The sequence below is a fragment of the Streptomyces polygonati genome (assembly GCF_042650325.1).
GTDB lineage: Bacteria > Actinomycetota > Actinomycetes > Streptomycetales > Streptomycetaceae > Actinacidiphila > Actinacidiphila polygonati.
Genome location: NZ_JBHSBB010000029.1, coordinates 65,315 through 89,902 on the forward strand (window position 1 = coordinate 65,315; position 24,588 = coordinate 89,902).

Consider the following 24,588-nt stretch of genomic DNA (forward strand, 5'->3'; position numbering starts at 1 on the left):
GGTGCGGGAGGCCGGCCGTGCGTTCAGAGGCGTTCAGAGGGAGGGCCACTGGTCGCGGACCGGGCTGAGCGTCTCCAGCAGGCCGGCGATGTGCAGGATGGTCGACTCCGCGTGCCAGGTGGCCACCAGCTGCACACCGATCGGCATGCCGTCGCCGCTCGTGCCGAACCGCATCGACAGGGCCGGCAGCCCCGTCAGGTTGAACGGGACGGTCGTCGACGACACGTGGAAGGCGCCCACCGTCCGGCCATCGATGGTGAACTCCTGGAGCTGGTGCTGGTGCGCGGGGATCGTGGTCACCGGCAGCAGCAGGATGTCGTACTGGTGGAAGTACTCCGCGAAACCGTCCCGGAGCCGCCCGACGCCCTGTTCGGCCCGGACGTAGTCCGCCACCGATGTGTCGGGGATGGCGGCCACAGCCTTGGAGTAGCTGAACATCTGGTCCTCATGCCCCTCGGTGACCTCCCGGAAGGCCGGCTTCACCTCCATCAGGCTCAGCTTGTTCCAGAGGTCGAGCGGGTTGTCCCGCTCAAGAGCGGGGATGCTCACGGCGTCGACCTGGGCTCCCGCTGTCCGCAGGGCGTCGGCGGCCGCCCGCACCGTCGCCGCGACCTCCGCGTCGGTCGGGCCGAGTCCGGAGTCGACCAGCCAGCCCACCCGCACCGGCCGGTCCGGGGAGGCGCCCAGCCCGTTGTCGAACTCGCGCGGGGCGGTGGCGAGCCCGTCGGCGCCGTCGGGACCGGCCAGCAGGCCGTACGCGAGGGCGAGGTCGCGGACGGTGCGGGCGATGGGACCGGCGTGCCAGTCGCGGCGGGGTTCCCGTGGCCAGATCCCCGTCATCGGGACGCGCCCGCGCGTCGGCTTGAGCGCCATGACACCGGTGTCGGCGGCCGGCCCGCGCAGCGAGATGGACAGGTCGCTCGCGAGTCCGAGCGGCGACATCCCGACCGCGATCGCCGCGGACTCCCCGCCGCTCGAACCGCCCGGCGAGCGGTCGGGGTTCCAGGGGTTGTTCGTCCGGCCCGTCAGGAGGTTGTCGGTCTCGATCCAGTACGAGAACTCCGGGAGGTTGGTCTTCGCCAGCAGGACCGCGCCGGCCCGCTTGATACGTGCCACGGCGGTGGCGTCCGTGTCCGGGACGCGCCCCGCGAAGATCGGCGAACCGCGCTGGGTGAGCACTCCGGCGGTGTCGAACGAGTCCTTGACGGTGAAGGGCACCCCGTGGAGCGGCCCCACGTCCCCGCCCGCCGCGAGCTCCTCGTCCGCCGCCCGGGCCGCGTCCAGCGAGCCGTCGACGAGCGTGACGATGGCGTTGAGCCGCGGATTCATGGCCTCGATACGGTCGAGGTGCGCCTGCACCACCTCGACGGACGACACCTTCCCGGTACGGATCAGCTCGGCGAGCTCGGTCGCGTCACCGTGGGTGAGGTCAGTGGTCATGATCGTTCCTTTCTTCGGCTCTGCCACCCATGGCTGTCATCGACACGAGGGGGCTGGCGGCGCTGTCGGGGGTCCGGGACCGACGCGGGCGACGCGGCGTCCACCGCACCTCTGCGCGGAAGCGCGTCCCCGACGGCGACGGCAGTGAGGGCGGACGCGGCGAGCGGCAAGGGGCGGACGGACGCGCGCTGCGGGCTGAGCCGTGAGCGGTGGTGACGCAGGCACCGGGACACCCCTCCAGACCCGCATCGGCTGGTACGGCTCCACTCATATCCGTTCCCGCACGCACTCGACGGGAGCGCCGCCGCACGTCCACCCGACTGCCCCGCGGGTTCACCACTTCGGCCCGGCCCCGGCGACCCTCCGCCGGACGCCGGGCGCCGCTCTCATTCCGTCAGCCGCGCGGGGATCTCGCTCTCCCTCTCAGGCGCGATGCCGTGCTCCAGCCAGCGCGGATGCTCCCCCGGCACGCCCCCCGCACGTAACCACGCCCAATGGATTTCCCGCACACCGTGGACGGCGACCCCCGACCTGCCCCTGTTGAAGGCGGACACGGTCCAGCCCCGAGCGATCGCCCCCTCGGCAACGGCCTTGCCCAGGAACCATGTCCCGCCCAGCACCAGAAGCTTCATGCGCACGATCCTGTCCGCCCTCGGCGACCGCTGCCACGGTTCCCCGTATCAGGGGTCCATGACCCGTTACGAGGCCAGGCGTCCGGTAACCCCGTGGGCCGGCTGTCCGGTGTCACTGAACCCTGACCGTTTGTCACTGAAGTTCGACCGACCGGAGCGTGGGGGCGTTGGCTGCTGGGCTACCGGGTCAGCTCGGCGAGGTAGGCGTCCAAGGGCTGCACATACCCTGGGAGGGGTTCGACGAGGTCCCACCAGTGGATGGCCGAAATCTCCTCGGTGGGCTCGAAGGCGCGGATCTGTGCGCAGGATCCTGCGTACAGGGCGAGATACTCGGCTCGCCGGTCAGGCGCCAGCTCGAACCGCGCGTAGCCGACGAACCGCAACCGTTTGTCAGGCCGCTGCCCGCTCTCCTCCAGCAGCTCACGCGCGGCCGCCTGGCGGGGGGTTTCGCCCTCTTCGATGCTCCCCCCTGCCAGCTCCCAAGACTGACGGTACCGATCGAAGACCATGAGGACCCGACCAGCTCGCCACAAGGCCACCAGCGCCGCCGGCAGCGGGGCATCCTGCGGCGGCACTGCCTCACTGCCCTGCACGAACGAGATCAAAGAGTTGCCACGACCATCTGCTGCAAGCGGTTCATCTGCGGGGTGGGCCACGATCGGATGCTTCCCCGTATGAGTCCACGAGAAGCTCTCCGCCCCCGCGCTCCGGCCGGTAAAGGTTCAGTGGCAAACGGTCAAGATTCGATGGCACAGGACACCGGCCGGGAGGATCTCCGGGCGCGACCCGTGCGTTGGATCGAACTATGCCTCGCGCATTGATTCTTGGCGGTACCGGCCTCGTCGGTCGCGCCGCCGCCCGGCGGCTGCTGGCCGCAGGGTGGCAAGTGGACGTCACCGGACGGAATCCCGCCCATCTGCCATCCGAGATCGCTGCCGCTGGGGCCCGTTTCCTCGCGGCAGACCGGGCTGACGCCGATCAGCTCCGGGCCGCTCTGGGGGACGGTACGGACCTGCTGGTCGACTGCATCTGCTACACCGCCGCCGATGCCCGGCTCGTGGTCCCGTTGGCCAAGACCTCCACCTCCACGGTGCTGATCTCCAGTCGAGCCGTGTACGTCGACGCCGACGGCAACCACTCCAACTCCGATGTCCCGCCCCGCTTCGACGGCCCTGTCCCCGAGACCCAGCCCACGCTGGCCCCCGGTGACATGGACTACCGATCCCGGGAGGGCTACGGCCCCAACAAGGTCGCCGCCGAGCAGGTCGCCCTGGACAGCGGTCTGCCGATCACCGTGGTGCGTCCTTCACGCGTCCACGGTGTGGGCGCGGCTCCCGCCAGGGAATGGGTCTTCGTGAAGCGGGCCTTGGACCGGCGCGGTGCTGTGCTGCTTGCCCACCGAGGTACCGGGATCGTGCACCCGACAGCCGCGGCCAACATCGCCGCCCTCATCGAAACGGCGGCGGGCACGCCCGGGGCTCGCATCCTCAACTGCGCTGACCCCGACGCGCCGAGCGCGCTGGAGATCTCGCGGATCATCGCCCGGCACCTCAAGCACGCGTGGGACGAGGTCCTTCTCGACGAGACGGCCTCGGCCTCGGCGTCGGACTCGCTCGGGCAGACCCCCTGGGACTCACCGCACCCTGTCGTCCTCGACACCTCCGCCGCCGAAGACCTCGGATACCGGCCCGCCGGGGACTACGCGGCTACAGTCGCCGCCGAGATCGACTGGCTCGCCGACGCCGCCAGGACCGGCGACCCGGCGGGGATCCTGCCGAAGGCGGACGACCCGTACTTCACCCGGTTCTTCGACTACGCGGCGGAGGACAAGTTCCTCGCGGGGGACGGGCCGTTCTGAGCATTCCTCGATGAGATCCGCGCCAGGAGCGGGAACGCCCGGTCCTCCCGGACCGGGCCGTCCTCGCGTGCGCGGGAGCCCGTCAGGACCGCCCGAACCCCAGCCCCCCGCCGGCCACATCAGCCGCGAAGGCGTTCCACTCCTCGACGGTGAAGGTCAGCGCCGGCCCGCCCGGGTTCTTGCTGTCGCGCACGGCGCGACCACCCGTCGGTAGCTCGGCCACCTCGACGCAGTCTCCGTTGTTCCCGGAGTACGAAGACTTCACCCACTCCAGCCCCGCGGCCGAAGAGATCTCGATGTACGGCTTCATCGTCTATTCCATTCCCTTGATGGCGTCCAGGATGAGCGCCCGTGACGAGCTGACATTGGCGGCGGCCATATTGAGGCGACGGAAGAGGGTCGTATAGGTCTCCACGTCGACCCGCTCTTCGTAATAAAGGGTGCTGGTCGGTGACTCGGTATAGACGATGTCGGTCTCCGCCGAGGCCGGAAAGCTCATGATGACGAAGGGCCCGAAGAGGCAGGCGTTCATGGGGTCTTCGCGCGGCAGCACCTGAAGCTGTACGTTCGCCTGCCTGCTGTCCTCCACCAGGGCTTCGAGCTGGGCTTTCATCACCTCGCGTGACCCGACGCGGTGGTACAGCACACTCTCCGACACGATCACCCACAGCTGCAGCGGATTCTCGCGCGTGAGGATCTTCCGGCGCTCAGCTCGCACCTTGACCTGTACTTCCACCTGCTCCGCGCTGGCTTCGGGCGCTTGCAACTCGATGAGGGCGCTGGTGTATTCGGGCGTTTGCAGAAGGCCCGGAATGAGGCTGGTCTGAACGTTGTACAGCTCGCTCGCGTCCGACTCGACAGCAACATAAGCGGCATAGGCCGAGTCGACGGCGTTGGCGTACCGCGACCACCAGCCCTTTTGCTTGGACTCGCGGGCGAGCAGCTCGATCTCGCTCCGCGCGGCCGGATCGCTCACACCATAGGCGTCCAGCAGCGCCCGGAGGTCCGGCAGCCTGATCCCGGACTGGGCGTTCTCGATACGCCCGATCTTGGACTTGTCCGAGCCCAGCACCTCGGAAGCACCGACGTGGGTCAGCCCCGCAGCCGTCCGCAGCTCGCGAAGACGCCTGGCCAGGCGCCGCTGACGGATCGTCGGGTTGCTGTTGATGGGCATGGTGGCGACGTTCCCCCTCGTTCTTCTCGCAGGTCAAGTGTGCAGGTCTCGTCAGACGTCAGCAACAGCCCGTACAACCAACACGAAGTGTGTACTTGACACTACGTGGAGTCTTCGGGGCATGCTACTCACACAGTGGTGATGAACGACCCACGGTGAGCAGCCATGCGGTCCGGACATTGCTACCCACATACGTGCCTAGGGGGCAAGTGTGGTTGTCCGTACGACAGAGCGGACCTACCGGCGGTACCGACCGTCCGTCGGCGTCGCTCGCAGGGACGCGCGCCGGCTGGCCGCCGAGTGGGGGCTGCCCGAAGTCGCCGACATCTTGGCGTCGGTGATCTCCGAGCTGGTCACCAACGCGGTCGTCCACGGGCGCGCGCCGCGAGGCAGCCGCGTCCTGGTGACGTACCGGCTCGACGAGGACGTACGGCTGCGGGTCGAGCGGGTAGATCGGGTCGAGCGGGTGCAGCCGGTACGTCAGGTACTTCGGGTGGAGGTCCGCGACTGGGCGACCGGCATGCCGAAGACCACCCGCCGGCCCTCGCCGGAGGCGGAGAACGGCCGCGGTCTTCGTACGGTCGCCGCCCTGACCGACCGCTGGGGCGTGATCCCCCGCGTCATCGGCAAGAGCGTCTGGTTCGAGATCCGGTTGCTGTCCGGCCCGGCGGGTCCGCAGTCCCGCGCACAACCGTCATGCACCACAGAGACCGACAGGGAAGCGCACATGGCACAACCGATCTACGGCTACATGCGTGCGTACGACGGCACGCCGGACGAACAGATCCGCGCGGAGGAGCAGCAGCTGTCCCACTGGGCCAAGGCCGAGGGATACCAGCTGCTGGCCATCTACGCCGAGAGCGACGAGGGCAGCACCCGCGAACTCAGCGCCCTGATCGAGGAATGCAACCGCACGCAGACCCGCGCGGTGGTCGTGCCGTCCTTCGCCCACTTCGGTACCAGCCGCGTGCTGCGCGAGCAGATCTCGGCTCATGTCGTACGGAACGCCGCTGCCGCCATTCACGAGGCGGAGGCGGGCCGATGACCACCCAACTGCCGCGGCACCTCGCCGTCGCCGGCATCCGCCTGGCCGCGGTGCTCACCGCCGTCGCCGTGTCGCGGGCCTTCATCCGGCAGACGCTGAGCACCTGGCAACTCGACGGATCCGCGGACGCCGCCGAGTTGGTGGCCTCGGAGCTGGTGACCAACGCGGTCAAGAGCACCGGCACGACCGGCGCCGCCGCCGAGGCCCCCAACCCCCGTGACATCAGGGCCGATCACCTCATCGGCGTGCAGCTCCGCCTCCAGGACGACAGCCTGTTCGTCGAGGTCTGGGACCGCGGCGACGGAGCCCCGGTCATCCCGGAGCAGAGCCTCACCGCCGAGGGCGGCCGGGGACTCTTCCTCGTGGACGCGCTGGCCAGTTGCTGGGACACCTACCATCCCGAGGTCGGCGGCAAAATCGTCTGGGCCCAGCTGTCCCTGACCGACCCGGTGAGACCCTCGGCCCTGGCGACCAGCCTCCCGAAGTCCGCCCCCGGCACCCTCGGCCCCGTGCCCGGCGGAATCCTGCACCTGTCCGACCTGGCCCTGATGCAGCGCCTCCTCGACGGCCTCCGCCTCCCGGTCCGGCGCGATCCGGAGGCGGTAGCCGTCTGAGCAACGGCAACGCGCTCAGCCGCCCGGGCTTCGACGGGGCCGGTGCCCGGTGGGCCGTCCGCTGTCGCGGTGTTCAGAGGTGCCTCCCTGACACGCCAGCTTCCGCCCGCTCCTCGGTTCGGCTCCGCCGGGTGCGCCAGCTCCATGCTGTGTGCCCGACGAGAGCGACAGCGGAAACGATTGCAGCAACACGCGTGGCGTTCCAGGTCATGGAGAACGTCATGCCTTGCCTGTCAGCCTCGGTGCTCAATCGCTGAGTGGCCTCGAAGAAGGCGATCAATGGAATCAGCAGGCGGAACAGGAGACCGCCTACTCCGGGTGTTCGCGCTACGTTCCCCACGAGTCCCACAGGCGCACCCAACACGAGCGCCGCTGTCCCCCATACGAGAATCTTCCCCTCGCTGGAGGCGCCGGCTTCCATTCCAGCTGGAACGGAGGTAGCAGATTCCATTCCAGCCGGAATGGTGGGATTCATATCCTTGAAGAGATAGTAGGCGACCACGCCGATAGTCAATCCTAACGACGACAGCAGCACTGATTCGATTTTGGACGACCGGAAATATCCCACCAGGAATGCATAACCCGCCCAAGGCCAGCCACTGGAAAAAATAATGCTCAGGGCGGCGCAAACGGGATTGTCCCATTCCCCGGTAACGGGGCCCACCAGGCCAAGCAGCAAACCCGCCCCGAGAGACGCAGCGACCGGCACAACGCGACCGAAAGTCAGGCGTATGATTTCCGTTCCTCGTTTCCCGTTCAGCGAGTAGGTCAGAGCTGGGCTCGGCGCCACGCCCGCGACGCACTGCGCGCCTGGCGGGTCGACGACGAGCGCATTGACACAACCGAGCTGGCCGTCAGCGAACTGGTGTCCGACGCCGTCCGGCACGTCACCGATACGTTTCCCGAGTCGCCCTTGACCCGCGTAGTCCTCACCCTGCGCATGGAGTGCGCACGGCTGATCGTGGAAGTGGCAGACGCGAGCGATCGCCTGTCATTGATTTCCGACGAGCTCGCCGATGCCTCCGAGGGTGGCCGGGGACTGTACATCGTCCAGGCCATCTCGAAGGAGTGGGGATCCTACCCGCCCGCCGACGGGCGGCAAAGTCGTCTGGTGCGTCATCGCGCTGGCATGAGGGGATGCCGCAACGTCGGCGATCAGCAGTCCTCCCCTGACTCAGAAAAATCCCGGCACCAAACCGTCCGGAGTGCCGACGAGAGTGGCGCGGTCGAGCAGGATGTTGTTGTTCTCGCAGCTGGTCTCCGGTAGCAGGACGCAGGCGTGGCACGCGGCCAAGTTGAGACTGTCGGCCCCGCTCGCCTCGGACTCCATGCACAAGGGGTCGTTCGAGCACCACGCGGCCCGTCGGAGAGCGGCGCGCAGGGTCCTGTCGAGACGGCTCGGTTCGCCCTGGGCAACGATGCCGCCGAGGCTGCCGGCGGAGTCGCTGGTGGCGGTGTATATGAGGATGCCCGCCATGTCGTCGTCCGCGTAGAGACGCTCACGGATCGATGCCGAGGGATAACCGCCGTCCAGGCTCCACTCGTTGATCAATACGTGTGCGAGGGCGTGGAGCAGCAAATAGCGCGGGGTGGCGGGGGAGGGGGGCACAGGATTGCCCGATGCCCCCGCGCGCTCACGCAGGAGCTTCTCGTGGTTCGCGCGTATTCGACGGGCGCGAGCCACTGGGCCTGGTTGCGCCTCCCACGTTCGGAGTCGTTCCCCGTCGATGCGGAGGAACACGCCCTCGCCGCTCACTTCGATCGCGGGCAGCCAGGTAGGTTTCCCGGTGGTGATCGGCGCTCTGCGGACCGGCGTGTCCGCAGGGCTGGGCTCTTCCACCCGAGTGAACGCTTGCAGGGCACGTACCTCGCGCAGCCGCTTGACCAGCATCACCTGCTCGATCCCGTGTGACGCGGTCAGCGAGTGAACTGATTCCTCGGGGGGCTCGCAGACGAACTCCTGGTCGATCGCGTCATGGCGTTCCGGGTGGGGTACGCGGAGGCTGCTGTACTCGTCCCGGTAGAGCCTGTCGCGCCACCCCTCCGCTGCCTGGTCGGGCCTGGACGTATCCGCGGCGTTCTCCACCGCGCGCAACTGCTCGAAGAGGTCGAGGACCTGGTCGGGGCTGTACTCGGGGTGATGGACGAGGATTTTCTCGACCTCGAGGTACTCACGGACGAACTCGGAGGATCTCTCCCTCAGCTTCTCGTAAAGGGGGGCGACGAGTTTGGTGAGCCCCTCGCTCCACGGAGGTATGGACAGCGCCGAGTGCATGACGGGAAACCAGACCGAGGACGAGCCTCGTTGGAGTGTGCGCGGCAGCTCCTGGCAGTCCTCGGCGGGCGCGTTCTTGAGCCACGGGCGTCGGCCGCTGCAGCCGATGCCGAGATCCTTGAGCGCCTGACGTCGGAAGGACCCCTCCATGGAGACCTCGTCCGCCCCGCAGCTGCAACTGATGAGCACGGCACGCAGCGACGCCGTCGAGCCGTCGGCACGGAACCGCAACTCGCCGCCACAAGAACCCGTCGTGGTTCGCTGAGTACCGCGGTGTACCCACTTCCAATAGGGAAAGTCCTCCAGGTGGCCGTGCGCGCAGGCCATCACGAAGCGTGAGGGTACAAGGTCCTCCTGACAGGAAGAACACTCTGCTTTTCCGGCCGGCGAGTTGAACAGGCGGAACGGTTGCAGAGCCCGGCAGTTGGGGCAGGAGTACATCGTGGGAAAGCGGAACGCACGCACGCCGTCGGTTGCCCGACTCGGGTCGGGAGCCGGAGGCAGCCGGAAGCCCTTGACTCCGAGCTGCGCGGCCAAGCGTGGCTCCAGGACGAAGGGTGCCTCGGTGATGTCCCAGGAATCGATGCCGCGTACGAGGAAGGATTCGTTCTCAACAGCGATCATGGCGCCCACGCCGTAGGTGGTGATGAGTTGGGCGCGTCGGATCTCGCCGAGCCGCCGGGCGGTGTGGAGCGGGGCGGAGATGCGGCCTCGACCTCGCATGCGCGGTGGTGGTGGGGTCATGCTTTCAGCGCTCCTCGAAGTAGGTGGACGAGGCGTCGACGTCGCGCAGGCTCCAGAGGGTGGGCCAGCCCACGGCGGTCTCCGGGTCGTCGTCGTAGCCATTCAGCAGAGCGTGTGCCCGCATGCCGCGAGCGGCCTCGTAAACAAGGTTGGGGTGGGCCTCGGCTTCGACTCGCCACCACTCCACGAAATCGTCGAAGGCGCGTGTGGTGGCGGCGAGTTCCGATGGCTCGACGTGGGCGACTCGTTCCAGAACCGCGCTGCGGACGGTCCCGTTCAGGTCGTCGACGAAGTCCTCTATTCGCCCGGCCGCGTCGTTCTCACGTGCGGCGGACAGCATCAATCTGGCCAACGCCACGACCACCGCGTGCATGCCCCGGTCACGGGCACGTGCCGAGAAGGGGGTAACACTGGTGGACTCCACCTCCCGGTACAGAGCCGAGTGGAAATGCTGGAAATCCTCGTAGTGCGAACGGTCCCTCGAACGGGTGGAGTTGAGCATCACCGCTACAAATCCAGGATGTTGGCGACCGACCCGGCTCGTTGCCTGGATGTACTCGGCGGTGGTCTGCGGCTGACCCATGACCGCCATGAGTCCGAGCCGGTCCACGTCCACGCCGACCGAGATCATGTTGGTGGCGAGCAGTACGTCCAGGACATCGGCCATGGGAAGTTGGCGCTCCACCTCCTTGAGCCGTCTGGAGATGTCGCTGGCGTTCGCGCGACTGCTCAGTTCGGTGAGGCCGTCCACACGGCGCGCCTTCACTCCGTCGCGCACGGCGAGGTAGTCGAGACGCTCCTGAACGTCGTCGAGAACCTGCAACTCAGCTGCGGACAGCAACCGCAGACTGTTGAAGTAGCCGACCAATGTCCAGTAGGCATCCTTGACCTCCGGCGGCGCCCCGCAGTTCTGAGCCCGATGAAGCAGGGCGGCGTACGTGCGAATCAGCAGAGTGGACTGGCTGGTGCTGGAAGTCAGCAGCCCGACGTATCGACGGGCGGCCTTCCGCTCTCGCGGTGTCTCCACGGCGAACCAGGAGTCTCGTGAGTCCAATCCCGCAGGCGGGAACTGTTCCACGGTCCGCGCGAACAGACGCGAGCCCTGCTCATCCGCCCGGCGGATGGTCGCGGTCGACGCGATGATCTTCGGGCGTTGCGCGAGGGTGTCGACAGCGGTCTCGTACAGGCCGGTCAGCGTGCCCAACGGCCCTGAGATCAGGTGCAGTTCGTCCTGCACGACGAGTTCGGGGGGACCCGTGCCGTCATCCCTGTCCAGGTTGAACAGAGCGGCGGAAGCGGGTCGCCACGGCATGGACGCGAACTTGTCCACGGTGGCTATCACCAGAGTGGGGTGGGCACGGTAAACCGCCTCGTCCACCAGGTGAACCGGCAGACCTCGATTGAAGTCGCAGTCGCCGGCAGGGCAGTTGACGGTCATGCGTACGCGGTCGCGGTCGACGGCGTAGTCCTGCGGGGACAGTGCCTCCCCACACCACGGGCAGGCGCGCAACTGGACCGGGTTCTCCGTCTGGAGCGGCTTCAGCGGGTTGGACCGTAGCTCGCCCAGCTTCTGCGCCGCGATCGCGAGGGTATTGGGAGTGGCCGATCGGCCGACCCACATACCGATGGAGATCTCCTCGCCACCGAGAGACGACGGCTCACGGGCTCGTAGGCGTTCCATGGCGCAGATCAGCGAGGCGGCACGTTCGAACTGCTGAAGTGTCAAAAGCCGCAGGGTGTAGCGCATGAGCACGGTGACGCCTGCCCCGGAGTCCCTGTGGCGCAGGCGACGCAGGAAGGTCGTGAAAGCGATCAATCCGAGATACGCCTCGGTCTTGCCGCCTCCGGTGGGGAACCACAGCAGGTCCGCGGTGTCCCGATCCTCGTGCTCGGGATCGACGATGCCGGCCAGGCACAGCAGCATGAAGGAGATCTGGAACGGCCGCCATCTGCCGGCTCCGGTGTCGGGGAGCCCCGGCTTGCCCTTCTTGATCCAGGAGGTTCGGGCACGCTGATCGGCCATCGCGAGATTGGCGAGTTGGAATGCCCGGAGTATCTCCGGACGGTCGTGGTCCGCCAGCAGGTCCACGCCGCTGTTCATCCGGCGCAGCGCCCGACGGCAGCGCTCGATCTGTTCCGCCGCCACCGCCTCGTCCTCGGTGCCGGTAAGTGAGCTGCTCTGCTCCGTCAGGTCGCCGATCCAGGCTTCGTAAGCGACCAACAGACGGCGCAGTACGGCAACGGCGACCTCCGGAGGGGCTGTGCCGAGCCCTTCCATGGTGAGAGCACTGTCATCGATCTGGGGGTTGGAGTCCGTCAGTAGCACCTCGTGGGTGGGAACGAACTCGGTCCGCACTGAAGCGACCGCCGCGCGGCGTGTACGGACGGCTCCGACCGGCGGCGGTGTCCAGTCCCAACGCGCGGCGCACCCGTGCCCGGTCGCGAAGCTCGGTGCGTGGCGGTAGAGCATTCGACTCAACGCCTGTTCGGGGTCCACCGCACCCAACACCGCCGGTCGCTCGACGAATACCGCTCGATCGCCGTCCTCGGCGGTGACCTCCAACACCGGCTGGTAGAAGCAGTGCGCGTCCCGTAGGTCGAACCTGCCCACTTCGAGGCTGTTGACGACCGTGGCCGTCACCGTCACCGTTCCCTCGGGGTCTGAAGCCGGCCGTACCAGCACTCGCAATTCGAGCCCGGGGTGCAACTCGAACGGATTGTGCATGCGTGGCGTGGCGACATCCACGACGAGGGGCTCAAGTCGGAGCGTGACATGGCGCCAGTGTTCCTGCTGGGCCTTGGTGCTGCGGGCCTCTGTGCGCTTGGCCGATACGGGATTCCCGTCGGGGTCCTCGGGCGTGTAGACGGCGGCTCGGACAGTGAACCGGATGCGGGAGGTGATGCCCGGATCCACGGCGAAGGTCAGCCCGATCGACGAGGGCATCCGCGCGTTCGCCAAGGAGACGCCCAGGTCCATGGCCGGCTCCTCGCCGTCCCCCCGGGCGGCAAGCGGTGCCGCGTCCAGTCCGTCCCGCTCCACTTCCAGATCAGTTGGCTCCACCCGCACGTCCTGTGGTCGCGAACGCGGGAAAAGCACGCCGACCGGATACATCGTGATCGGTGCGTCGACCTTGAGCACCTCGCCGGCGCCACCCACCGGGCCGAGGAGATCGCTCCTCAGCGCGTCGAGAAGGGAATCGCTCACTCCGTAGTGGGCCTGGTGGTCGGGCTTGCTCACGCTTCGTCCCCTTCGATGCCGTCGGCCTCCGACGACCGGTCGTGATACCACTGGAATCGTCCGAGTCCGCACAGGCGGGGGGCCAGCCAGACACCCTGAGCCCCTAGTCCCGCGTGTTCGCTCACCGCGCTGCTTCCCGCCACGCTCTCCACGCAGTCGACGCGCACGCCGGTGATCACCGGTGGCCACTTCTGCGCCTCGGTGTGGGCGCCCCGGTGCAACATCCGGGCAAGGTCGGTTCGGAACCGCTCGGAGACAACCGCGATGCGCTGTCCCCGGACAACGACCGCGTACGGCGGTGACTGGTCGGCAGCCACAGGTATGTCGTGGAGCAGAACCAGCTCCGCGGGGCAGCCGGACACGATGTCGGTGCGCAGGTGCGTCAACAACTTCGCGCAGTCCTCGTGAAGGTCTTCCGCGCCCGGCGGCTGCTCGTGCGACACATCGTCACCGAGCATCTCGATGCCGTTTCGGGCCCAACTGCTCCTGCCGCCGAGATACCAGCGGTCGAGACGCTTGTCCTTGCGCAGTTGCCAGGTGGCGGGTGCGTCCAGAACGTAGAGATCGTCGCGGGCACGGGTCATCGCGACGTAGAGCAGACGTGCCTCCGCGGCGGGGTCGTAGTCATACTTCTTCTTCTCCACACGTCGGGGCTCTTTGAGGACCCTGGGCTCCACGACCAGCACCCGGTCGAACTCGAGGCCCTTCGCGCGGTGCACGGTCGATACGACGAGCGAGGACGGGTGGGCGGCGGCAAGCTCGTCCGGAAGTCGGTGCTCGGCGAGTGCTCGGTGAAACGCCGCTATGTCCACGGTGCCACCAACGCCACGAGCGACCTTGCGTACCGACCGCCACAGGGATTCGGGGGTGCTGTCCACCGGCAACTCGATGTCGGCCAGCAGCTCACAGAATCGCTCCTGCGTGAGCGTGGACGCGGCGGTCGAGGCCAAGAGTTCCGCGATCCACGACGGCGCCGAGCGATCGCGGGCGGAACGTTGCAGCGTGTGCGGTACATCGGCGTCGGCGAGCTGCCCGGACAGGGCCAGTGCCTGTCCGTTGTCCCTGCAGAGTATGGCGGTCGAGTCGGGGTAGTCCCGCAGCGCGCTCAGGACAAACTCGGTCTCGAGGCTGCCGAAGTTCGGAGCGGTCAGCAGCAGCGAGCGCAGATCTCCGTGAATCCGCTCCGCTTCCTTGGCGGCCTCGGTCGGATCGCGGGGGAGGCGCTGCAGCTCGGCGCCGAACGGCAGAGCCACTCGGACAGCCTCCGTCCGTGCACGGAAGTTGTCGCCGAGATGCAGCGTGATCAGGTCCTCGCTGAAGGTGGCGCGCACCCAGTCCAGGAAGCGGTTGGTCTCCTCGGCGCGCTCCTGGGCGTCCGAGACCTGGAATCCGTAGACGGCCTGCGCCGAGTCGCCGACGACGGTGAAGCCGCAGTTGTCCTGGAAGCGATCGAGCAGCGACTCGACCATGTCGCGACGAACGCCGACGAGGTCCTGCACCTCATCGATCACCACATGGGCAGGGGCGCCGTGCTCGCCGACCTCGACCGCACCCTGGTCGATCGCGTCGGTGGCCGCGATGATGCGCCGGTCGAAGGCGAGCGTTCCCCAGTCCGTGTCCGGGTAGGCGCGGCGCAGCAGCGCGGAAGCCCATCCGTCGAACGTCTGGGCCCGCACTCGCTGTGCTCCGGAGGCGTGTCGAGTGATCCGCTCCGTCAGTTCCCGCACCGCGGCTCGCGAGAAGCTGAGCACCAGGATCTCCCCGGCCTCCAGTTGCTCCCGCTCCACCAGGGCGTCGAGCCTCCTGACCAGCGTGTACGTCTTGCCCGCACCGGCACCCGCCGTGACCAGTACACGAGCATCCCAGGACTGGTCCACCACAGCCTGCTGCTCTGCGGTGAGCCGGTGATCCTCCAGCATCGGCGACGTCATCCCTGCTCCCCCCACAGGTATTCGAACTCGGTGAACGCGAGCTTCTCGCCGTAGTTGGTGATGTTGTCGCGCACGTTGAGGATCAGGCAGGTCTCCTCGCCGCCGTTCTTCGGACCGCGCAGGCCGCGCCCGATCATCTGCTGGTAGATGTTCGGGCTGTAGGTCGGTCGGGCCACGACGACGGCGCGCGTCGCGGGCGCGTCGAACCCCTGGGAGAGCACGTTGTAGTTGGTGATCACCTGGACCTTCCCCTTCCGGAAGGCGTCGATGCGATGACGTCGTTCCGCCATGGGAGTGTTCGCATCGATCGCCGCGGCGCTGACGCCGCGGTCGCCGAGCTTCGCGGCGAGGAATTTGGCGTGGGCCACCGAAGTGGCGAAGACCAGGACCGGCCAGTCGGACGGCATCGCCACGATCTCGTCGACTATGCGCTGGTTGCGGTCGTGATCGTCGGCCAGTCGCTGCTCCGCGCCCTTGGGAAGTGTCGCGAAGATCTCGGACCTCTTCAGCTCGTCCGCGTTGAGGGAGATGGTGCCGCCGGCGAGCTCGCGGTGCCTCACCTGGGCGAGGACTCCGAGGTGCTGGAGCTGCTTGATGGCATCGGCCAGATCGCCGTCGAACACACCGGTGTCCAGACGGCGTCCGAAGCGTTGGACCAACCGCCGGGTCAGTTCCTCGTCCTTTCGGTACGGAGTCGCGGTGAGCCCGACGAGGTGGCGGCTCGTGCGCTGATGAGTCAGATCGAGGAGTTCGAGCAGCCGTGTGTATCGCGGCGAGATCGCGGTGTGCGCCTCGTCGACGACGACCAGCGCCGCACTCTTCCGCAGCCAGGCGTAGTCGTGGGTGTCCAGGCACTCATTGAGCTTGGCGTCGGTGGCCACCACGAGATGCGGACGTCCGTCCACCGGAGTTGCCGAGTTCCCGGACCACAGTCGACTGATCACCAGCGGGAGTTCGGGCCCGACTTTCGACCAGACGAACTTCCAACTCTGCACCGCCTGCTCGCACAACTCCTCGGTCTGCGCGATCCAGAGGACCGGACCGGGGTTTTCGCTGCGGTCACGGATCCAACGGATCACGCCCTCGGCGGTCACCCGGGTCTTGCCCCCGCCCGTGGGCAGACTCAGCATGCCGCGCTGAGGCGTCGGACTGTCGAGCAGCGCGAACAACGCCTGCGCCAACTGCTCCTGGTACGCGTGCAGGGACGGGAATTCCGACGGACCGTCCACTTCGAACCTGGCATCCGGCGCGGGAACTCGCGATCCGGCGAACGAGTCGGGAAACCCCAGATCGGTGACGAACCTGAGTGCCTTCTCGTTGCCGTTGAAGGAACTGGGGGCCAGGCCGGGGAACTCCAACGCGAGATCACGGGCGTGTTCTCGAAGAATGCCGTCGTCGTGGGCGTTGAAAGCCATTTCCGCGATACGGCGCGCGTCCGGATCGCCCTCCCGCTCGTTCAGCTCGCTTTCCATGAGTCCCGGTGGCAGACCGCGGCGAAGTGCTTCGGCACCGATCAGGAGCGCGATCTTGTCGATGACGCTCTCACTCTCGCGCACCGCACGCAGCCGCGACTGGAGCTGCTGACCCTGCTCCTGGCGTTCCTGCAGCTCAAGCGCCTGGCGACACCCGGCCGGGCCGAAGTCCCACTTGAACTCCTTGTCCGCCGCCTTCAGTACGTCCATGCGGTCGAGGGAGTCGAGCACGTACAGCGTGCTTGCCTTCCGTGCGGCCTTCAGCGGCTTTGACGTAGCGCCCATGGGCGTCCGTACGATCTGTTCGAGCTCCGAGCACCGCTGAATCCGAATGTTGTTGCCGGTTTTGCCTACTCGTGCACGGACGGCGGTGAACTCGTCGAACAGGGGCACAGCCGGACCGCTCTTGACCGAGCGGATCTCCTTGCTGATCACATCCCCGACCCTGAGCATGCCCCATTCCTCGATCATCGCTTTCACGGTTGCCGCGTCCGACTTGTCGGCGACCAGAAGCGCGGGCAACTGCTCCCGGATCAGTTCGTTGTATTCGGTCTCCGTCGTGGCGACGGCAATGTCGGCATCGGGCCGGGCATCCCAGACATTCCCCACGCGGCAGCGGGTGCCGACTCCATCCGGAAAGACGAAACCGACGCGCATCAGGAGCGCGTAGGCGCGGCCGACGAAGGCGTCCTCCTCGCTTGTGAGAACCCGATCGAGCAACTTTCCCCACCGTGCGGCCGGTACTTCGTCAGGAGTGGTCGGAAGCCTCAGCCGGCGCGCGACCTCCGGCCCGATCTCGGCAACCGGCAGGACGGTCGCGTACTGCTTGAGCTGGGGGCCGACAGCCTCGGACAGACGAGTGAGTCCGAGCGACGTCCGTACCAGACCGTACCTGCGGATCATCCAGAGCAGCGGGGAGTCGACTGCCTGGCGGGTGCTGGTCTGCGACCCGTACTGGAGGTTCCAGTTCTGCACGATGCCGTTGTCCGGGAGCTGCGAGACGAACGCGGCGCGTCCGTCCTGGGACAGCTCCTGGAGCAGGTGCAGCGGACCGGCAGTCGGGGAACCCTCGACCGACAGGCGGCTGATACTTGGTCGCGGTGCGTTGGCTGGCAGGCTGCGCAGGTACTCGTTGTGCATTGCCTCCCGATACTTCTCGAACCACGTCTCGCGGTCGGGGCGATGCCCTGGCGTCGGACGTGCATGCAGGCCGAGGTCGCGGAAGACCAACTGGTCGCTGTCGTGGAAGTCGAGGTCCACCGCGATCGTTGTGTCACGACTGCCGTCACCGGGGACGACCGGGCCCGGGAGCAGACAGTCCCGCATGGGGCGGAAGCGTCCGTCGAGGGTGCGGACATGGAGGGAGTGAAGGGGGTTGCGAATTTTCTGCCGGATGCGTTCCACCTGAGTGCTGCCACCCGCGCTGCGCAGGAGTACCCAGAAGTTTGTCCAGGCCTGGCTGCCGTAGTGGTCGAAGCCCTGGTCGAGCACCCCCTCGAAGCGTCCCTGGGCATCTGCCACTCGGATGCCGATGGCGTGCAGGTGGCGTGCCATTTCAGGGAGATCGGAGATACGCCGATCCACGTAGACCATGTCGTCCCGCAAGGTGTCGGACGAGGTCCGGTGGAAGATCTCGCCGGCGACGGGGGCTACCATCCCGTGTTCCTCGGTGAGAACGATCCTGGCCTTGCGGGCCTCGGCCGTCATGTCGGAATCGCCGCCGCGATTTCCGGCTTGGTCCTTCAGGACCATTGAGGCGAGGATCTCGATGGCATGGCGGGATGCCTCAGGTGTGCCGTCGGCCACCAGCGCTTCCAGCCAGGTTCGAACACCCTCCGGCTTCTTTCCGGCGGCTTCGAGAATGTGGTTCATTTTGCCCCTGCGCAGCCCGCTGTCGGCACCGTCGACAGAGGAGTGAACCCAATTGATCGGCCGGCCCGGATAATCGGACCAGATCCGGAGCCAGTCCTTCTCCAAACCGGCCGGTGCGACGAGCAGATCCTTGGGTATCTGCAGGTCGCCGTTCTGGTCCGGGAGGGAGCGGCTCTGTGCCGCCATCATCCAGACCTGCCGCACGAGGTAGAGGTCTGCCCAGTTGAGGTATTCCTTGGTACGCCCGGGGAGCAAGGGCAGGTAAGCGGCGGGATCTTCGGCGGGTGAGAGCTGGGGAAGGGTCTCGATGATCAGCTGAGCCGCTCTGCGCAGCAGCTCCATGTTGAACGCGCTGCCGTCGAGAAGGTGCTGACGGTCCTCGTTCGTCTTCCACGGTGCGTTGAGGATGCCGGTAAGTGACACTTCGTACTTGGTGGGGAAGAAGGCCCAGAACTCTCCCTTTCCGACGGGCACCGTGTGGAGGCCGTTGCGGACGGTGTATTCCGGAACTGCCCAGGAAAGGTCGATGACAGCTCGGTCATGGAGTTCGCCGGCGCCTTCGCGGACATCGGCGGTCGGAGAGTGCGCCACCGAGTAGACCTTCCATTCCTCAACGGTGGGCTTGGCGCCGCGTGCCACTTCTCTGAGGGTTCGGTGGACGCCCTTGATCTCGACCGAGATGTCCCGACGGACCGGGGGAAGACTGCGGTGATCCAGCAGCAGTACCTGACCGACGTGCGAGGAGAAAAGCTGGAACCGGGATGGGAAGGGCTCAACCGCCCGCCCGTCGGTGTCCCGGTGACCGCTGATGTCGTGGCCGAGGCGGTCGGCGGCTCCTCGTAGCAACGGAAGGCGGACAACCGTGGTGGCCCAACGAAGCAGGTTGTCGAGCACCGAGTCGTCCGCACGTTCCAGTTCCACGTCGAGCGGGCGGGCCATTCGCAGGACGGGGGCATCCATGCCGAGGTCGCCGCTCACACCGAGTGCTTGCCTGATCTCGCCGGCGGACCAGTCCCGGTCGAAACCGAAACTCCCACTGCTACTGAAGAACTGGGGCGCGTCACTGACGGACAGCACCGACTTCACACCGACACCGAAACGACCGATCTGGCCACCGCGCTTGCGCGAGACACTCATGCGCAGGATCGTTTCGGCGCCCTCGGCGGTCACCGGGGATCCCTCGTTGGCACAGTAGAGGTGGGTGTCGGTCAGGACGACGTGGAGTTTCCCGCCGGGGGCTGCCGCGATTTCGTCAGCGGCGTTCTGGACGAGCTCGAACAACTGGCGGTCCCCGTAACCACCCTGGGTGATGCGACGCTCGCCGTTCGCGTGCTCCTGCACAAGTCCGGGGTCGACCCGGTAGGTCTCCAGGACAACGGCCGATTGCCGCAGCACGGTTGCGATAACGGGGGAGACAGAGGCGTCGACGAACTGCGGGCCGCTCATAAGGACCTGTTTCTGGGCGAGGACTACTGGGGCTGAGAAGGGGAGAACGGGCCGTCGCCGGCGCATGCGAGAGCACGACGACGGCCCGATGAACGCAGGGCTGTGGTTGTTACGCGCCGAGGGCGCCGGATCTCATCCGAGCAGGATGACGACGACGATCGTCTCGGGCTGCCGCCTCCTGTCCTTGGCGCGGCTCACGGCGATGCGAGGACCACGAGGCGGGCCCACCAGCGACGGACGGGAGTCGTCGCGCTTACGTCCGGCGGAAATGACGGGGCGGCGCGGAGGAACGGCGGCCGAGGACGCCTGAGCGTCGTTCGCGTTCCTTTCGGCCACCTTGCGCCCGTAGAGCACCTGCGAGAACGTCAACCCCCTGTCGTCCCGGAAGGTCTCACGCGCCTCCTGGCTCTTGAGGCTGTCGTGCTCCGCGGCAATCCGGACAAAGTACGCCTCGTTCTCGTCCAACTCAATTCCCCTTGTCTGCCCGCTGATAAATCTGTGGCAAGAGCCCCGATCTTCGGGTGCTCCTGCCTTGTGTACCGGTGATTCCCTGCTTGAGGGCAGAGTTTTCCCCCAGTGCCCGGACGGCTTTGACAGGGCCATTAAAAACGCAGCTGATGGCCCGTCAGTGACGACGTTACAGCAAGTGGCGTTAATACGATAGTCGGTTGGAAGATTCGGATCGATTGTTGGAACGGGTGAGGTTAAATGGGGACAAAGAGGGATCTTGTGCAGTGCCTGCTGGCGCAACCTCGCGGCTGTCATGTCAACGTACATTTGACGCCGACCAGCACGTCAAGTGAAGCTGGTGGCAAGAGCGTTGGGGAGACGTTCATCACGAGGCAAAGGAGCGTCCCAGATGCAGGACGGCGAAGACTTCGGCCCCTGGCTGGCCAGACAGTTGCAACGGCAGGGCGTGAGTCAGGCGGACTTCGCCAGGCGGCTCGGTCTGACACGCGCCGCTGTCTCCGCCTGGATCACCGGCCGCGCGACACCTCGAGCGGAGCTCTTCCCCGACATCGCCGCGGAGTTGGGCGCCGATGTCAGCACACTCCATCACAGGGACACAGATGCTGTCAGCGCTTTGCCGATTCAGTGGTACCACCGTCCCGCGCACAGCGACGGGGGACGGGAGTACGGCAACGCGGCGGCCTTCGCGTTCGATGCCAACCTGGCCGTGCTCGCCCGCGAGGTCACCCAGAACAGCCTGGACGAGCGGCTGGACACCCGACACCCTGTCCGCGTGCGGTTCACGCTGCACGAGCTGACGGGCGAACACCTCAGGTCGTTTCTGGCAGCGTTGAGGTGGAACGAGATCGAGCCGCACTACGACGTGGCCGCGCGATCCCAGCAGAAGGCCGGTCGTGTCCTGGCCGAGGGCCTGAGGGCACTGCGCGACGACTCCCCCCTGCTGCTGCTCCGAGTCGAGGACTACAACGCCTCGGGTCTCACCGGCCCGGAGTACGAGGACGGGCGGTTCTCCGCTGTCGTCCGCCGACAACTCGACAGTCACAAGACCAGCGACCGCGCGGGCGGCTCGTACGGTCTGGGCAAGGCCACACTCTGGGCCGCGAGCCGGCTCGGTCTGGTGCTGATCAACAGCACCCTCTCGGAGAGTCATGAGGGCCGCACGGGCGGCCGTGTCGTCGGGCGTCTCGATCTGCCCTGGCGCAGTGTCGACGGAGTCGCGTACGCCGGACCGGCTTGGCTGGGCGAGCCGGACACCGAGAAGGAGCATGAAGGTGTCTCGCGTTCATGGTGGGCGGACGAGAAGACGGTCGCGGACCTCTACCTCGATCGTGAGAACGACGAGCCCGGGACCTCGTTCCTGGTTGTCGGAGCACACAACGCGGCCGACGCGGGCGCCACTTTGAGGGAGACCCACGACGGTCTGATCGCCGCGCTGGCCGACAACTTCTGGGCCGCGATGATCGGGAGCGACTCCACCCGGGCGCTCCTGGAAGCGTCCGTGTGCTCCCTGCAAAATGGCGAGACATTCATAGCCGAGCAGCGCGTCGATCCACGCGACCGTCATCCCGCGCTGTCGGCGGCTCTCCGCGCTCACCTGGATGGGGGGACGACGGACGAACTCACGGCCACCGACCAGGTCGCCGCGACCGAGGTGACGCTCACGGTGCCACCACTTCGCTCCGCCGGGAGCAAGGCAAAGGGCGTTACCCATCGAGCCGTGCTCCTCGTAACTCCCGCTGCCGACGCCGATGAGGAGCACAGCCGCATCGTGTGTATGCGTGGCACCCGAATGACCGTCATGACCCGGCGACCTCGCCATCTGGGATTGGGCGCCGACCCGTTCCAGGCCGTTCTGCTCGCTGGCTTCGCCACCGGCCACGACGACGAGAGCGTTCGTGCCGCGGAGGCGTTCCTTCGTGCCGCCGAACCACCGGAACACGACCGTTGGGGTACTACGGAGGAACTCACCACGAGCTACCCCAATGCTTCGCGGCGGCTCACCGACTTCAACACCGCCATGGATACCGCCCTACGGGGCATCGTCGGTCGTCGTACGTTCCAGAAGGAATCGACGGGCCCGGAGCTGCTCCGGAACCTCTTGCGCCTGGACCTGCCCGCGGCCGGGGGTGGACGACGGACAGAAGGCCACCCGGTTGTGGAGCGCACTACTGGCCGGGTCGACTCTTCCGGGGCCTGGTTGCTCGAAGTGACTCTGAAGGTGCCCCAGCGCGAGGCCCCGTGGGAGGTCGTACCCGTCGCCAAGTTCGACGTACGGTCCGGAGGCCGGCCCACACTTCAGTGGGCGGAATTGTCGGCGAAGGAGAACTGCCGGGTAGCGGGCGGCACCATAGTCGTCACGCCCGAGGCCCGCTCGGCCACGTTCAGCGGACTCACCGCCATCTCCAGCCACCCCGTCTCCGGTGCCATGGCCGGTGTGATCGTGGACATCCAGCAGGCACGGGAGACCTCGGCATGAGCACTGTCTACCCCTACCCGACGCTCGTGGGGCAGATAGATGTCGGCGTTCGAAAGGCGAGCATCGACGGCAAGGCGCTGCAACTCGCCCTGATCTCCCAGCAGGAGCGTGTCGTAGCCCTCCACCAGGTGGAGCGGGACAACTGGCAGGAGGGCGTCCTGGAACTCGAGGTCGTACTTCCTCGGGCCGAACTCGCCGACGGTCCCTGGGCTTCGGTCGTCTGTGTCGCGATACTGACGGAAGGCGCCACGAACACCCGCGTCGTCAGCCGCCTCGAGCGGGCCCGAGACGACAGCCATTGGCGCGGTGAAGTACGTGTCCTGCGTTCCATGCACCTGGCGCGAGCCACTCTCGACGTAAGTGTCGTCGGAAGTTTCGGTGGTATCGACGGACGCATCATCGGGAACAGTGAGAAACCGTGGTTCATCGACTTCCTTGCACGGACCCCGGTCCGCCAGCGCGAGGTCGAGATCGTCGAGGTGGACTTCCGCGACGGTGAACGGGATTGGCTTCGCCCGTTCAAGGAAGCGCCCTGGGTCGTCGACACCTCCGGGGACATGCCGACAGTCCTTCTTAATACGTCTTTCGAAGGCGTCGCGGATCTTCTCGGGCAACCTCGCGGACCTCTGGAGAAGGCCGCGGCCGGCTTGGTCGCCGCCCAGATCGCGGGAGATGCTTGGACCGCGATGTTCCACTCGGCGATCGCCGACCTCGAGTTCGATGACGACGGTACGCCACGACTTCCTGGCAACTGGCGGGAGTCCGTGCTGCGAGCCATGCTTCCTGATGTCTTCCCCGGTCGCTCCCTCGCCGACGCGCTGCTCGATGCGCACAATCGCCGTACAGAGGGTCAGGGTTGGGCAGATCTCCAGCCGAAGATCCAGTACGCGGCGGCACGACGTGCCCTGGTACCGAAGAACCTCACCACCGCGATCCGGGCGGTCGCGCGCATCCAGGAAGGTGCAACCCGTTGAGAAGTTCTGGAGGCGCGGCGATCGATCGACTTGCGCTGCTCCCGACCGCTGTCGCCGCGAAGCACCTGACCGGCAGCGTGAGAGCCGGACAGGAGCAGCTGCCGGAGGTGGCGATTTTTCGGGCGAGCACACCGATCGAGGACCACTCCGTCCGCTGGGACGCGATACCCGTACGGGAGATCCTCGACGAGGCGATCCGCCGGTTCGGCGAATCGCGGACCGGCGCGGACGCGTGGCTGGCACCTCGACTCCACGCGACGTTGCGGATGACACGCGGCGAGGCGGCCCGTCCGGAGATTTGGAACTTTCTCGCTCTCGCCATCGCTCCGGACTACGTACTGTGGCGCCACCTCAGCACGGCGGAGGGGACGGACGGCGCGCCGAAGAAGGTCAACACTGCCCGCTTTTCAGGACCCCACTACAGCCAGGCGTTCGCCCGCCTCTGGTGGGCCGCCGAGATGTTTCGCGACGGGACCGACTACCGCGCCGCGGAGATCGCGTGCGGAAACCAGGACATGCTCAACACCGCGCTGCGTCTGGACGCCATAGATCACCGGCCGACCGCCGTGGCGATGGTGCGGGTTCTGCAGGAACTGACCGAGTCGGGGGCGTCACGACTCGGTGACCGGGTCAACGCCCTTTGCACGGCCGTGAATGTCGCGGGTAGCACCATCCTGTACGACGTGATAGCCCCGGACGACCTGCCGGGTCGGGACGCTCTGCACCAGTGGATCGACGAGGCGGAGACCGCCCCGGCTGTTCCGTGGGACCGTCTTCCCGACGGCCCCGACGACGGAACCGCTCGCCGCTCGTCGGTGGAGCGCCTTACGAGGATGTTCAGGGAATTCAGCGAGCAGGCCCCGTTGCGCGACAGGCGGCGGGGTGTGCTCGATCAGATCGACGCCTGAGTCAGTTCAGCCGCGAGG

At 67.1% G+C, this 24,588-nt stretch carries 18 protein-coding genes; 7 read left to right on the forward strand and 11 right to left on the reverse strand.

From position 1 onward, the window contains the following. Nucleotides 1–33: 33 nt before the first annotated feature. The 3 genes from ACFO3J_RS30275 to ACFO3J_RS30285 all read right to left on the reverse strand — a co-directional run bounded on the left by ACFO3J_RS30275 (nucleotide 34) and on the right by ACFO3J_RS30285 (nucleotide 2,728). Entirely contained in the window at nucleotides 34–1,440 is a 1,407-nt protein-coding gene (locus ACFO3J_RS30275; RefSeq protein ID WP_386436169.1) for an amidase, read from the reverse strand. A 386-nt stretch (nucleotides 1,441–1,826) separates the two neighbouring features. Further along, nucleotides 1,827–2,072: a hypothetical protein gene (locus ACFO3J_RS30280; protein WP_386436172.1), complete on the reverse strand. Its 246-nt coding sequence runs from the start codon at nucleotides 2,070–2,072 to the stop codon at nucleotides 1,827–1,829. 179 nt (nucleotides 2,073–2,251) lie between these two features. After that, a complete protein-coding gene (locus ACFO3J_RS30285; protein WP_386436175.1) occupies nucleotides 2,252–2,728 on the reverse strand; it encodes an NUDIX hydrolase in 477 nt (158 codons plus the stop codon). A gap of 149 nt (nucleotides 2,729–2,877) precedes the next feature. Between ACFO3J_RS30285 and ACFO3J_RS30290 the strand changes: the two genes are divergently transcribed. Beyond that, nucleotides 2,878–3,930 (forward strand): NAD-dependent epimerase/dehydratase family protein, encoded by a 1,053-nt coding sequence (locus tag ACFO3J_RS30290; protein WP_386436178.1) that lies wholly within the window; start codon nucleotides 2,878–2,880, stop codon nucleotides 3,928–3,930. A gap of 82 nt (nucleotides 3,931–4,012) precedes the next feature. Here the strand turns inward: ACFO3J_RS30290 and ACFO3J_RS30295 are convergent, their stop codons facing one another. Together ACFO3J_RS30295 and ACFO3J_RS30300 are read right to left on the reverse strand one after the other, a co-directional pair. Next, nucleotides 4,013–4,240, reverse strand: a complete 228-nt coding sequence (locus tag ACFO3J_RS30295) for a DUF397 domain-containing protein (protein WP_386436181.1) — start codon at nucleotides 4,238–4,240, stop codon at nucleotides 4,013–4,015. A 3-nt stretch (nucleotides 4,241–4,243) separates the two neighbouring features. Further along, on the reverse strand, nucleotides 4,244–5,104 hold the full coding sequence (locus ACFO3J_RS30300; RefSeq protein ID WP_386436184.1) for a helix-turn-helix domain-containing protein: 861 nt from the start codon (nucleotides 5,102–5,104) through the stop codon (nucleotides 4,244–4,246). Nucleotides 5,105–5,315: 211 nt separating this feature from the next. On the opposite strand from ACFO3J_RS30300, the gene ACFO3J_RS30305 reads away from it, so the two are divergent. Beyond that, complete coding sequence (locus ACFO3J_RS30305) at nucleotides 5,316–6,149, forward strand: ATP-binding protein (RefSeq protein ID WP_386436187.1); 834 nt, start codon at nucleotides 5,316–5,318, stop codon at nucleotides 6,147–6,149. Further along, nucleotides 6,146–6,763 carry an ATP-binding protein gene (locus ACFO3J_RS30310; RefSeq protein ID WP_386436190.1) on the forward strand — a complete coding sequence of 206 codons (618 nt, stop codon included), beginning with the start codon at nucleotides 6,146–6,148 and terminating at the stop codon, nucleotides 6,761–6,763. Before ACFO3J_RS30305 ends, ACFO3J_RS30310 begins: the two co-directional genes overlap by 4 nt. A gap of 73 nt (nucleotides 6,764–6,836) precedes the next feature. On the opposite strand, the gene ACFO3J_RS30315 is transcribed toward ACFO3J_RS30310, so the two are convergent. Then, nucleotides 6,837–7,649: a hypothetical protein gene (locus ACFO3J_RS30315; protein WP_386436193.1), complete on the reverse strand. Its 813-nt coding sequence runs from the start codon at nucleotides 7,647–7,649 to the stop codon at nucleotides 6,837–6,839. Here ACFO3J_RS30315 and ACFO3J_RS30320 point away from each other — a divergent pair. Beyond that, a complete protein-coding gene (locus tag ACFO3J_RS30320) occupies nucleotides 7,596–8,030 on the forward strand; it encodes an ATP-binding protein (protein WP_386436412.1) in 435 nt (144 codons plus the stop codon). The two genes, ACFO3J_RS30315 and ACFO3J_RS30320, sit on opposite strands and share 54 nt — an antisense overlap. On the opposite strand, the gene drmB is transcribed toward ACFO3J_RS30320, so the two are convergent. From drmB to ACFO3J_RS30345, 5 genes are all read right to left on the reverse strand, one after another. Continuing rightward, the gene (drmB, locus tag ACFO3J_RS30325; protein WP_386436196.1) at nucleotides 7,938–9,782 is read right to left on the reverse strand and encodes a DrmB family protein; all 1,845 of its coding nucleotides are present in this window, start codon (nucleotides 9,780–9,782) and stop codon (nucleotides 7,938–7,940) included. The two genes, ACFO3J_RS30320 and drmB, sit on opposite strands and share 93 nt — an antisense overlap. 4 nt (nucleotides 9,783–9,786) lie before the next feature. Next, nucleotides 9,787–13,020 (reverse strand): helicase-related protein, encoded by a 3,234-nt coding sequence (locus ACFO3J_RS30330; protein WP_386436199.1) that lies wholly within the window; start codon nucleotides 13,018–13,020, stop codon nucleotides 9,787–9,789. Next, on the reverse strand, nucleotides 13,017–14,951 hold the full coding sequence (locus ACFO3J_RS30335) for a UvrD-helicase domain-containing protein (protein ID WP_386436202.1): 1,935 nt from the start codon (nucleotides 14,949–14,951) through the stop codon (nucleotides 13,017–13,019). Before ACFO3J_RS30335 ends, ACFO3J_RS30330 begins: the two co-directional genes overlap by 4 nt. After that, nucleotides 14,948–19,741, reverse strand: coding sequence for a DEAD/DEAH box helicase (locus ACFO3J_RS30340; RefSeq protein WP_386436205.1), 4,794 nt, complete (start codon nucleotides 19,739–19,741; stop codon nucleotides 14,948–14,950). Before ACFO3J_RS30340 ends, ACFO3J_RS30335 begins: the two co-directional genes overlap by 4 nt. 132 nt (nucleotides 19,742–19,873) lie before the next feature. After that, nucleotides 19,874–20,206 carry a hypothetical protein gene (locus ACFO3J_RS30345; protein WP_386436208.1) on the reverse strand — a complete coding sequence of 111 codons (333 nt, stop codon included), beginning with the start codon at nucleotides 20,204–20,206 and terminating at the stop codon, nucleotides 19,874–19,876. 394 nt (nucleotides 20,207–20,600) lie between these two features. On the opposite strand from ACFO3J_RS30345, the gene ACFO3J_RS30350 reads away from it, so the two are divergent. The 3 genes from ACFO3J_RS30350 to ACFO3J_RS30360 are packed head-to-tail and all read left to right on the forward strand — an operon-like array spanning nucleotide 20,601 to nucleotide 24,570. Then, the gene (locus tag ACFO3J_RS30350; protein ID WP_386436211.1) at nucleotides 20,601–22,688 is read left to right on the forward strand and encodes a helix-turn-helix domain-containing protein; all 2,088 of its coding nucleotides are present in this window, start codon (nucleotides 20,601–20,603) and stop codon (nucleotides 22,686–22,688) included. Further along, a complete protein-coding gene (locus ACFO3J_RS30355; RefSeq protein ID WP_386436214.1) occupies nucleotides 22,685–23,662 on the forward strand; it encodes a hypothetical protein in 978 nt (325 codons plus the stop codon). Before ACFO3J_RS30350 ends, ACFO3J_RS30355 begins: the two co-directional genes overlap by 4 nt. Further along, nucleotides 23,659–24,570: a DUF6339 family protein gene (locus tag ACFO3J_RS30360; RefSeq protein ID WP_386436216.1), complete on the forward strand. Its 912-nt coding sequence runs from the start codon at nucleotides 23,659–23,661 to the stop codon at nucleotides 24,568–24,570. Before ACFO3J_RS30355 ends, ACFO3J_RS30360 begins: the two co-directional genes overlap by 4 nt. Nucleotides 24,571–24,588 lie beyond the last annotated feature (18 nt).

Bases quoted from the DNA above. Each gene is read 5' to 3' on its own strand.
- ACFO3J_RS30275 (WP_386436169.1), bottom strand. From the start codon at position 1,440: ATGACCACTGACCTCACCCACGGTGACGCGACCGAGCTCGCCGAGCTG.
- ACFO3J_RS30280 (WP_386436172.1), bottom strand. From the start codon at position 2,072: ATGAAGCTTCTGGTGCTGGGCGGGACATGGTTCCTGGGCAAGGCCGTT.
- ACFO3J_RS30290 (WP_386436178.1), top strand. From the start codon at position 2,878: ATGCCTCGCGCATTGATTCTTGGCGGTACCGGCCTCGTCGGTCGCGCC.
- ACFO3J_RS30295 (WP_386436181.1), bottom strand. From the start codon at position 4,240: ATGAAGCCGTACATCGAGATCTCTTCGGCCGCGGGGCTGGAGTGGGTG.
- ACFO3J_RS30300 (WP_386436184.1), bottom strand. From the start codon at position 5,104: ATGCCCATCAACAGCAACCCGACGATCCGTCAGCGGCGCCTGGCCAGG.
- ACFO3J_RS30310 (WP_386436190.1), top strand. From the start codon at position 6,146: ATGACCACCCAACTGCCGCGGCACCTCGCCGTCGCCGGCATCCGCCTG.
- drmB (WP_386436196.1), bottom strand. From the start codon at position 9,782: ATGACCCCACCACCACCGCGCATGCGAGGTCGAGGCCGCATCTCCGCC.
- ACFO3J_RS30335 (WP_386436202.1), bottom strand. From the start codon at position 14,951: ATGACGTCGCCGATGCTGGAGGATCACCGGCTCACCGCAGAGCAGCAG.
- ACFO3J_RS30340 (WP_386436205.1), bottom strand. From the start codon at position 19,741: ATGAGCGGCCCGCAGTTCGTCGACGCCTCTGTCTCCCCCGTTATCGCA.
- ACFO3J_RS30350 (WP_386436211.1), top strand. From the start codon at position 20,601: ATGCAGGACGGCGAAGACTTCGGCCCCTGGCTGGCCAGACAGTTGCAA.
- ACFO3J_RS30355 (WP_386436214.1), top strand. From the start codon at position 22,685: ATGAGCACTGTCTACCCCTACCCGACGCTCGTGGGGCAGATAGATGTC.